At 38.5% G+C, this 9,368-nt stretch carries 10 protein-coding genes and 1 riboswitch; of the genes, 6 read left to right on the top strand and 4 right to left on the bottom strand.

Translation table 11 applies throughout. The annotated features are described in order from the left end of the window. Nucleotides 1-228: 228 nt before the first annotated feature. From LQZ76_RS09595 to LQZ76_RS09580, 4 genes are all read right to left on the bottom strand, one after another. Nucleotides 229-1,149 carry a magnesium transporter CorA family protein gene (locus LQZ76_RS09595; protein ID WP_230099494.1) on the bottom strand — a complete coding sequence of 307 codons (921 nt, stop codon included), beginning with the start codon at nucleotides 1,147-1,149 and terminating at the stop codon, nucleotides 229-231. A 55-nt stretch (nucleotides 1,150-1,204) separates the two neighbouring features. Further along, entirely contained in the window at nucleotides 1,205-1,864 is a 660-nt protein-coding gene (locus tag LQZ76_RS09590) for an energy-coupling factor transporter transmembrane component T family protein (RefSeq protein ID WP_230099493.1), read from the bottom strand. 2 nt (nucleotides 1,865-1,866) lie between these two features. Next, the gene (locus tag LQZ76_RS09585; protein ID WP_230099492.1) at nucleotides 1,867-3,261 is read right to left on the bottom strand and encodes an ABC transporter ATP-binding protein; all 1,395 of its coding nucleotides are present in this window, start codon (nucleotides 3,259-3,261) and stop codon (nucleotides 1,867-1,869) included. 155 nt (nucleotides 3,262-3,416) lie between these two features. Beyond that, nucleotides 3,417-3,977, bottom strand: a complete 561-nt coding sequence (locus LQZ76_RS09580; RefSeq protein WP_230099491.1) for an ECF transporter S component — start codon at nucleotides 3,975-3,977, stop codon at nucleotides 3,417-3,419. A 112-nt stretch (nucleotides 3,978-4,089) separates the two neighbouring features. Continuing rightward, nucleotides 4,090-4,177, bottom strand: a riboswitch (TPP riboswitch). A gap of 149 nt (nucleotides 4,178-4,326) precedes the next feature. On the opposite strand from LQZ76_RS09580, the gene LQZ76_RS09575 reads away from it, so the two are divergent. The 6 genes from LQZ76_RS09575 (at nucleotide 4,327) to LQZ76_RS09550 (ending at nucleotide 8,778) form a co-directional block, all read left to right on the top strand. Continuing rightward, nucleotides 4,327-5,220 carry an RluA family pseudouridine synthase gene (locus LQZ76_RS09575; protein ID WP_230099490.1) on the top strand — a complete coding sequence of 298 codons (894 nt, stop codon included), beginning with the start codon at nucleotides 4,327-4,329 and terminating at the stop codon, nucleotides 5,218-5,220. An 11-nt stretch (nucleotides 5,221-5,231) separates the two neighbouring features. Beyond that, nucleotides 5,232-5,564, top strand: a complete 333-nt coding sequence (trxA, locus tag LQZ76_RS09570; protein ID WP_230099489.1) for a thioredoxin — start codon at nucleotides 5,232-5,234, stop codon at nucleotides 5,562-5,564. A gap of 206 nt (nucleotides 5,565-5,770) precedes the next feature. Then, nucleotides 5,771-6,547 carry an AzlC family ABC transporter permease gene (locus tag LQZ76_RS09565; RefSeq protein WP_230099488.1) on the top strand — a complete coding sequence of 259 codons (777 nt, stop codon included), beginning with the start codon at nucleotides 5,771-5,773 and terminating at the stop codon, nucleotides 6,545-6,547. Nucleotides 6,548-6,562: 15 nt separating this feature from the next. Next, the gene (locus tag LQZ76_RS09560) at nucleotides 6,563-6,901 is read left to right on the top strand and encodes an AzlD domain-containing protein (protein WP_230099487.1); all 339 of its coding nucleotides are present in this window, start codon (nucleotides 6,563-6,565) and stop codon (nucleotides 6,899-6,901) included. Between the two features lie 169 nt (nucleotides 6,902-7,070). Then, nucleotides 7,071-7,766, top strand: coding sequence for a 2,3-diphosphoglycerate-dependent phosphoglycerate mutase (locus LQZ76_RS09555; RefSeq protein ID WP_230099486.1), 696 nt, complete (start codon nucleotides 7,071-7,073; stop codon nucleotides 7,764-7,766). 382 nt (nucleotides 7,767-8,148) lie between these two features. Continuing rightward, nucleotides 8,149-8,778, top strand: a complete 630-nt coding sequence (locus LQZ76_RS09550) for a FadR/GntR family transcriptional regulator (protein WP_230099485.1) — start codon at nucleotides 8,149-8,151, stop codon at nucleotides 8,776-8,778. Nucleotides 8,779-9,368 lie beyond the last annotated feature (590 nt).

The following is a 9,368-nucleotide window of genomic DNA, read 5'->3' as shown; positions in this document are numbered from 1 at the left end:
GCTCACCTTAGCACCTTCCTCCGCCTAACTCACAAGCCGTAAAATGCTAAACCCGCATTTACTGGCTTGTAACGTTAGTGCTCAGAAGCTCCCACTAAGGTTCGCGCTCTATTAAAACGCGCTCACCTTAGCATCTTCCTCCGCCTAACTTACAAGCCGTAAAATGCTAAACCCGCATTTACTGGCTTGTAACGTTAGTGCTCAGAAGCTCCCACTAAGGTTCGCGCTCTATTTTCTAAATAATCCGCCCTTCCACAAGAAGAATGAAAAAATCAGCATAATAAGGGCCATAATCCCAATCGTAATCATCCAACCATATGGGTTATGCATCAATGGTAAGGGGACGTTTTCTCCCCAAAACCCGGAAACGATCGTAGGCACGGTTAGTAAAATTGAAAAGACCGTCAATAATTTCATCGTCCAGTTCAAATCATTATTAACTAAGTTTGAATAAGCACCTGAAACCGAAGTGACCACATCTTGAGCCATTGTTGCCATATCAGTAGCTTGGCGGAGTTCGACTAAAATATCATCAATATGTTCTGATTGAAGTGTTGATAATTTAGTGGCATCGTGCCGTTTAAGGTTTTCAAGTAAGACAATATCTGATTGGAGCGAATTTAAATAGTAAATTAAGTTGGTTTCCAATTCAAGCAGGGCATTGATTTCTTTTTGAACTTGCCGCGCATGTGCTAAGCGTTCTTGAATCCCTTTACGGCGCCGGTTAATACCGACTAAAGCCGTTACATAGTCAGTTACTAAGGAATACAAACCGTTTAATACGACATCAATTGCTTCGATTTCATCATCAGGTTTGGCAACTTGATGGTTATCCGGGCTAATTAAAACATCGTTGATAAATTCAGTTGATTCACGTGTAAAAGTATATAAAAAACCTTCCCGAAACATAATGCCAATCGGGCTCGTTACGGCTTGAGATCCATCTAGCGTGACCACGTCAAAAATCATTAATTTAGTATCGTTATGCACGTCATATTCCATCCGGGCGCTCTCATTTGGGTCGGTCGCATAGAAGATTAATTCATTAGTTAAATGATGTTGCTCAATTAGTTCGGTGCGTTCGTCTGAGGTTGGATCAGATACTTGCAACCATTTAAATTTATTAAAATGTGTAATTTCTTTTATCATGGTATCATCTGCCTAAATCTCTAGTTTTGGAATCATATACCTCTACTATAACAAATTAATTAAATGGTGACATAAATAAAAACGCTTGGACGGCAATTAATATCGCCGCTGCCGCCAACCAATTCCACGTAGGGATTTTAATTACGTGGTAGTGGGTACGTCGTTCACCTTCTGCAAAACCATGTGAGCGCATTGCTTGAGCTAAATTATTTGACCAATTAAAGGACGTCAAAATCGCTTTAAAGAAAATTTGGGGTGAATAAAAATGTAAAACTTCACCCCGCATTCGAGCGGCTAAGCGAATCGTTTTAACCTCTTGGGCAATGCGTGGTAAAAAGTTAAACGCTGCTAACACCCCGTAGACAAACGTATTTGGTAAACGGAAATTTTGTTCCAATGACTTTAATAGCTCATCGATATTAGTCGTGAAGGTAAAACAACTACCAATCCAAATATATGCAAAAATCCGCGTGAACAAGACAAACGCCATATGAACGTGGTCACCGGTCCCATAAAAGTAGAGGGATGACCATGAACCAAAGGCGGGTAAAATTGGTAAGAAGATACTATATAACATCAGCTTCCAATTAACCTGTTTAAATAGTAGATAAATAATTGCACAAACAATCAAGGCGATATTAAGACTAATTGATTTAGTAAATGAGATTTCCAAGCTAATCAACAAGGCGACCGCAATTTTAAGACTAGCATTCATGGTTAGTGTACCTCGTAAGTTAAAGTTTGGTTATCAAAAATTAAGTGGTGGTCAAAATATTGGGTGACGCCACTTAATTGGTGGCTAATCATTAAAATAGTTTGTTTTTGTGCCGCCGCAGTGGTCGTTAATAACGCAAAAATAGTTTGGACGGATGCTAAATCGAGTCCGGCCAACGGTTCATCAAATAATAAAACGGGTGTACCAATGATGAGCATTAGTAAAATTTGCAACTTTTTTTTTTGCCCACCGGATAATTGATAGACAACATGCTCTTTTAAGGTAGCCATGTTTAATTGGTCAAGGGTGGCATCAATTTTAGCAGTTGTCCATAAATCAGGATGAAGGGCATGCTTTAAACTCAATTCAATTTCGTCCATGACCGTCATTTTAAGATATTGCTGTTCAGCATGTTGGAAAACAAGGGCAACTTCACGAACATATTTTGGTAATTTAATTTTTTGAATATCGGTGCCCAAATAACTGATTTGGCCATCATAGGCTTTCAACCGCGTGAGGGCGGTAAAGAAAGTTGATTTACCAACTCCGTTAGGCCCAGTAATTAAGGTGAACTTTTCCTGTGCAATTGGTAAACTAATGGCTTGTAGGAGCGTCCGCGTCCCGGTTTTAAAGCTCAGTTGATTTAATTCAAAAACACTCGCCGTCGTAACCGGTTGAAAAGTTGCTGGCGTCGGCGTAAATTTTGCAAAGTAACTGGTCGGATCAGTTACTTGTACCAAATTGGTGCCTTCAATTGTGTACATCTTTGTAATAATATCGGCATAGCCGGCCAAATCATGATCAGAAATAATAATTGTCCGACCAGCCTGTTGTAATTGTTGGAGTTTCTCAAGTAACTCTAAGCGTGCGGTTGGATCAACACTGGCGAATGGTTCATCAAGTAAAATAATATCACTATCCATTGCTAAACAAATCGCAAGCGCTACTTTTTGTGCTTCACCACCGGATAAGGTCTGGATATTTTGATGTTTGAAATTACTAATGCCGACAAATTCTAACGCTGCTAAGGCCCGATTTTCAATTTCGGCCGGCGGAGTTTGAAGATTTTCTAAGGTGAAAACTAACTCATCAAAAGGGGTCGTCATCGCAAATTGTTCACTCGGATTTTGAAATAACAAGGCAACTTTTTTAACCCGTTCAATGATGGTTAGGTCATTAATATTTTGGCCTTGGAGGCGAATATCACCAGTAAGATAACCACCAAATTCAGGGTAAAGGCCGGCTAAGGATTTTAGTAAGGTTGACTTACCACTCCCAGATGGACCGATTAAAAGGTTGAAAGTCCCAGCATCAATTGTTAAGTTAACGTCGGCAATAATGGGGGTCGCGTCTTCTTGGTAAGCAACGCTTAAGTTATGAGTCGTGAGCACAGACATAATTAAAAATCCTCGTTCGTTTGTAATTGGTATGTACCCGTTAGCGCCGGACAATTGTGGTGAAAATCAATTGTGTCCAAGCAAATTGATTTTGAGTGAGTGCACCACAAACTGGCGCCAACGGCCGTGATGAAGCTAATATGTGTCAGCTGGAATTAGCGGTTTAAAATGCCAGCTTTATCAATTAATTTGGTGATGGCGGCAACTAGCACCCCACCAAAGAAACCAATTGAGAGGAAGCGAATAACGAATAACACAATCAACATCCCAAAGCTATATGAAGCATAACCACTAGCATAAAGGTCGTAACCGAATGTTACAATCGTGCTAGTTAATGTTGAGAGGACTAAGCTCAAGCCATTCCACTTTTTGTAACCAGTAAGCGCAAAACCAAGTTCACCCCCGATACCTTGAATCAAACCAGAAAGTAAGGTTGAAACACCCCATTGTGAGCCGATAATCATTTCCGCAAAGGCTGCTAAAAATTCACCTAAGAACGAAGCCCCAGCTTTACGAAGGAGATACCCCGCTAAGGGGCCCGCCATAATCCAAGCCCCTAAAGTAATGTCATTGGCAAATGGTTTGAGGGGCGTTGCGGCAACCGCGTCATACGCAAAGGCCCAAATCCAGAAAATAAATCCAAAGAAAATCGCAATCAAAGTTAACATGATGACATCACGTAAGTGCCATCCAGATGATTTTTTTGTTGCTTGCATAGTTCGACTACCTCCAAATTTAAAAACACAATTATCGTAAGTTTAAAAAACAAAAAACCAACTTCCATTCACAAAGGGCGAATGAAAATTGGCTTACGATAGGCATAATTGCACAAAAATAAGCGTATCTTCCTCCGCTAGTACTAACTAGTTCAGGTTCAATGGGTAATTCTCAGCTCTTCGCACCCCAGATAACATGCTTTTAAATATTAAATTTTTTTACGGAAAGCAATTCCGTTACCAACAATATAACTGTTTTTAAGTGAATTGTAAAGATGACCATAGAAATTATGAGCTTTCGGCATAGATATGCTAAAATTAAGGCTTTAGGAAAGGCGGATGATTAATAATGGGATGGCCGTATCAAGTAACAATTACCGCAGCTGAAGCGGGGACGACACTTAAAGATCAATTAGCTAATTGGCATGTACCACGACGCATTCGTGGTAACTTGCGGATACGGCGGGCAGTTTTAATTAACGGCACGTATCAACATACGGGGACAACCTTACAAGTTGGGGATGTCATCACGTTTAACTTTATTGATGATGATTTTGTAACAGCAACTTCAAGTTATGTGGTTGATGATCATGTAAAAGTGCCCGTAATCTTTGAAAATGCAGATTTATTAGTTGTTAATAAACCCGCCGGTTACAAGACCCATCCCAATTACGCGGGGGAAACCAATACTGTAATGAATTTTGTGGCAGCCTATTTAGCACCGCAAAATAAACACCCCTACATTATTCACCGGCTTGATCAAGCAACATCCGGGGCGTTAATTATTGCTAAAAACCCAATTGTGGTTCCCATTTTGAATCAATTAATTGCTAATAAAATTATTAAACGTACTTACTTAGCATGGGTTAGTGGGGCATTTACCGAGGCGAATGGAATCATTGAAGCGGCAATTGGCCAAGATTTAGCTGATCCGCGCAAACGGCAAATTGATGGTGATAATGCCTTACCGGCAATCACTCATTGGACAAAAGTGCATAGCGTTTTTCAAAATACGTTGGTTCGGTTACAATTAGAGACAGGTCGCACCCATCAATTACGGGTGCATTTAGCCAGTATCGGGCATCCAATTATTGGTGATCCGTTATATAATCCAACCACGCAACTTGGCGAGCCCATGATGTTACATAGTGCGCAAGTTGAGCTCCATCTACCTTTTAGTAGTCAGATTGTTAATCTCTCTGCGACCTTACCAACTCAATTTCCCGTTAATTTAAAACGATAAGGAGTATTATCATGGCAATTGCAATTACACAAGAAAATTTAAGTGAAGCTACCGCAACTGGCTTAGTAGTCGTTGATTTTTGGGCCGATTGGTGTGGCCCATGTAAAATTATGAATCCAATTCTTGACCAGTTAGAAAGTGACTTTGCTGATCAAATCACCTTTGGTAAAGTCAACGTTGACGGTCAAACTGAATTGGCTGAAACCTACCACGTGATGAGTATTCCATCACTTGTGATTTTCCAAGATGGGGTCGCGAAAGAAAAAATTTCCGGATTATACCCCCAAGCTAAGCTCCATGATTATTTAGCCAAGAAAGTAGCTGAATATCAAGTTACCAAATAATAATTGGGACCAAATACTACTTTAAATCGGGGTAATACTGCCAGATTTAAAGTAGTATTTTTTTAATTTATTAGATAATTATGAGAGATAACGCTTACATTTTAGGTTTATCACGCTAAAATTGTTGAAAAGGTAAATTACCTGTATTGGTATGATACAATTAATTTACTGTTTTAATACATGATTGAATTATTTTCGGAGTCAATATGAACGAGCATACAAATGAGCCACACTGGCTAAAAGCATTCAAGGCTACCTTGCCTTTAATGATCAGTTACTTACCAATAGGAATTGCCGCCGGTATTTTATTAAAAACTGGTGGTTTTGCTGTTTGGATGATTGTCCTAGTTTCATTATTTGTCTTTTCTGGTGGTGCCCAATTTTTAATTGCATCTGCAATCATTACGGGGACCCCAGTTTTCACAATTACTTTGCTATTGTTCTTCCTGGAATTACGGTATGCATTGTTAGGAACAAGTTTGTCAAAATATCTTAGAAATGAAACTAAACCGTTCATTTTCCGGTTTGCCTTTTCAATGAATGATGAAAACTATGCGGTTAACTACCTTAAGTTTTCAACAGATAAGAATTGGACCGCTAAAGATGCCTTATTAGTTGAATATTTCTCGCTCCTTTCATGGACGGTCGGAAATATTATTGGGGGCTTCTTAGGGACTAAGATTACGATTGACTTGCCAATTGTACACTTTGCTTTGACCGCAATGTTCTTGTACATGGTAACAATGCAACTTAAACGGCGCATTTTATTTGTGCCCGTGATTATTTCGGTAGTCGTTTCGGTGTTATCAGTAGTCTTACTTAAGAGTACGCTTGGGTTGATTGTTGGAACATTAGTTGCCGCAACAGCTGGTTACTTCTTGGAACGTTACTTAAAAGCTAACTACCGCGATAGCGCGATGTTAAAACGGATTAAAAATCCCCGCGCCCGTGAGATGGAACAAATTAGCGAAGCAGAGAATTAGAGGAGATTCAAGTTCATGGATGCAGAAACCAAACGGCATTTAATGATTGTTTTTTTCGGGATGATTGCTGCCTTAATCCCACGGTACTTCCCCATGTTATTTTTCACAACACGAAAAGTACCAGCTTGGTTTAATGAATGGATGAACTACATGCCAGTTGCATTGTTCACTTCATTGATTGCCAAAGACTTATTCGTTGACCACAGTTACCACGTTACGCTTGGTAACTATAATATGTACTTAGCGGCTTTAATTGTCGTGATTGTTGCATACTATACACGGTCAATGTTCCTATCAGTAATAGTCGGGCTCCTCAGTGTCTGGGGCTTTGCATTATTGTTAGCTGCAATGTAAATAAATAACCAAATCCGAGCTAGCTCCTAGCTTGGATTTTTTTGTGTTTAGGTTAATAAATTTTAGTGGATTTTACCATTTGAATTTGTTTTTAGTGTGCGTTAGTGAGCAAAATCGGTTATAATCTAAATTGTATAAAAAATCATTTAAAAAAAGAGGTAGTATCCTAATGGCTAAATTAGTTTTGATTCGTCACGGACAAAGTGAATGGAACTTAAAGAACCTTTTCACTGGTTGGGTTGATGTTAACTTGTCAGAACAAGGTGTTGAAGAAGCAAAGAACGCAGGTCGTTCATTGAAGGCAGAAGGTTTGGAATTTGATTTCGCTTACACTTCAGTATTGACTCGTGCTATCAAGACTTTGCACTTCGCACTTGAAGAATCAGACCAACTTTGGATTCCTGAAACTAAGACTTGGCGCTTGAACGAACGTCACTACGGTGCTTTGCAAGGTCAAAACAAAGCTGAAGCCGCTGAAAAATGGGGTGACGATCAAGTGCACATCTGGCGTCGTTCATATGACGTATTGCCACCAATGCAAGACGTTAATGATGAAGGTTCAATTGCTAACGACCGTCGTTACGCTGACCTTGACCCACGCACTGTACCAGCTGGTGAAAACTTGAAGGTTACTTTGGACCGTGTTATCCCATTCTGGGAAGACGAAATCGCTCCTAAGTTAAAGGATGACAAGAACATCATCATCGCTGCCCACGGTAACTCATTGCGTGCCTTGAGCAAGTACATCGAAAACATTTCTGATGACGATATCTTGAACCTCGAAATGGCTACTGGTGAACCTGTTGTTTACACTTTCAACACTGAACTTGAAGTTACTGATAAGAAGATCCTTGAAAAGAAGTAAGAGTGCCAAACCTATCGTTAAGATAGCGTAGGGTACTAGAAAAACGACTTTGATGCAAAGCATCAAGGTCGTTTTTTGTATACGCTTAGCAATCTGATAGGGTTGGCACGTTTTGACGCTACTGCCTTGATGTGAAACCATCGGGGTGGATTTTTGGATTGGCGCAAAGTTTTGCCTTGAGAGAACGCATTTTGGCGCTACTGCCAATACGCTTAGCCATCTGATAGGGTTGGCACGTTTTGATGCTACTGCTTTGATGTGAAACCATCTGGATTGTACTTATGCGAATAGCAAGATAATTTTACAGTATCAATATTGTTTTATACTTTTATTTTTGATATTATCAACGTTAATTATATTGACCGAAATAGAGGAACTTAAGATGGCAAGTGATCGTAGTCTAGTTAATAAAGCAATTGATGATATAATGGCTTTTATTAAAGACAAGAGATTGGTAGTAAACGATAAATTACCTAGAGAAAAGGATTTGGCTATTGCGTTAGGTATTGGCCGTTCAACATTGCGTGAAGCGGTTAAAATATTATCGTTTGCTGATATTTTAACCGTTAAGCAAGGCTCAGGAACATTTATTAATGCCACTGAATTTAAAACCGCGTTTACAACCAGCCAATTAGTATTAGCACGAACGATGATTGAAGAGACAGCAGCGATTAAATGTGCACAAATGCAATTAACAAACGATGAATTATTCACATTAAAGGAAATTTTATTTACTCGCAATAAATTATTAGCAAAAGGAAAATTTTTAGAATATGTGAATATGGATTTAGAATTTCATCGAACGATTGTTAGCTTGACTAAAAATCCATTTTTAATTAAATGGTTTAACAGTATCATTGAGGACATTCGAGCATATTTAGGACAACAAGTTTTAAGGACTACAGATTTCACTGATAACACTGAATTACACAACGAAATTTTTAAGGCTATCGTGGATGGCGATGTAGAGAATGTAAAAAAGATAATTCTTGAAAAAGCGGAAATAAATTAGCTTAATTATATTTGGTATATGCACTGTAATTAATAATTATTTCAATTGGTAATAATTATTAGTAATTGTGATGAGTATCAGAACCCCAATACCGATATTTAAACATAAATGGATTGGGTTGATAATGTTCAATAAGATAGGTGTAGGGGATGTCTGGCTTAACAGCTGAATTAACATAGTAGTAGGCTGATGCGAATATATTAATGACAAAAAGGCAAGCGTAAAAAGCACTGCTTGGTGAAACATACCGCTTGATATTTGTAAGGTTGATTTATATAGCAATTCGGCATGTAACACGACTTTAGTAAGCCACCGATCGTAGATAAATCTTTGAAAAGCAACAAGAGCAATCAAAAAACTTGTCTCGCGATACATAAATAAAATAATCAGGCTGATTAGAAGACAAATAAGTAAAATATACGTTAAATCATGACTATTATTTACTAAAAAATATTTATAAAATAATAAACCAATACCGGTTGTGACTGCTAAACTAAAGTGAGCCATTTTTAGTCAATAAATGTATACCAAAAATAATCAATAACATTGAGCCACCTCAATCAATTAAAATTAAGAGTATTTAATTTTAA

This window comes from Periweissella ghanensis (assembly GCF_918814755.1).
Lineage (GTDB): Bacteria > Bacillota > Bacilli > Lactobacillales > Lactobacillaceae > Periweissella > Periweissella ghanensis.
This window is presented reverse-complemented; position numbering and strand designations above follow the sequence as displayed.

What these genes read in the sequence shown, in the direction of transcription:
- LQZ76_RS09555 (WP_230099486.1), top strand. Translation starts at nt 7,071, where the DNA reads ATGGCTAAATTAGTTTTGATTCGTCACGGACAAAGTGAATGGAACTTA.
- trxA (WP_230099489.1), top strand. Translation starts at nt 5,232, where the DNA reads ATGGCAATTGCAATTACACAAGAAAATTTAAGTGAAGCTACCGCAACT.
- LQZ76_RS09580 (WP_230099491.1), bottom strand. Translation starts at nt 3,977, where the DNA reads ATGCAAGCAACAAAAAAATCATCTGGATGGCACTTACGTGATGTCATC.
- LQZ76_RS09590 (WP_230099493.1), bottom strand. Translation starts at nt 1,864, where the DNA reads ATGAATGCTAGTCTTAAAATTGCGGTCGCCTTGTTGATTAGCTTGGAA.
- LQZ76_RS09550 (WP_230099485.1), top strand. Translation starts at nt 8,149, where the DNA reads ATGGCAAGTGATCGTAGTCTAGTTAATAAAGCAATTGATGATATAATG.
- LQZ76_RS09560 (WP_230099487.1), top strand. Translation starts at nt 6,563, where the DNA reads ATGGATGCAGAAACCAAACGGCATTTAATGATTGTTTTTTTCGGGATG.
- LQZ76_RS09575 (WP_230099490.1), top strand. Translation starts at nt 4,327, where the DNA reads ATGGGATGGCCGTATCAAGTAACAATTACCGCAGCTGAAGCGGGGACG.
- LQZ76_RS09585 (WP_230099492.1), bottom strand. Translation starts at nt 3,261, where the DNA reads ATGTCTGTGCTCACGACTCATAACTTAAGCGTTGCTTACCAAGAAGAC.
- LQZ76_RS09565 (WP_230099488.1), top strand. Translation starts at nt 5,771, where the DNA reads ATGAACGAGCATACAAATGAGCCACACTGGCTAAAAGCATTCAAGGCT.
- LQZ76_RS09595 (WP_230099494.1), bottom strand. Translation starts at nt 1,149, where the DNA reads ATGATAAAAGAAATTACACATTTTAATAAATTTAAATGGTTGCAAGTA.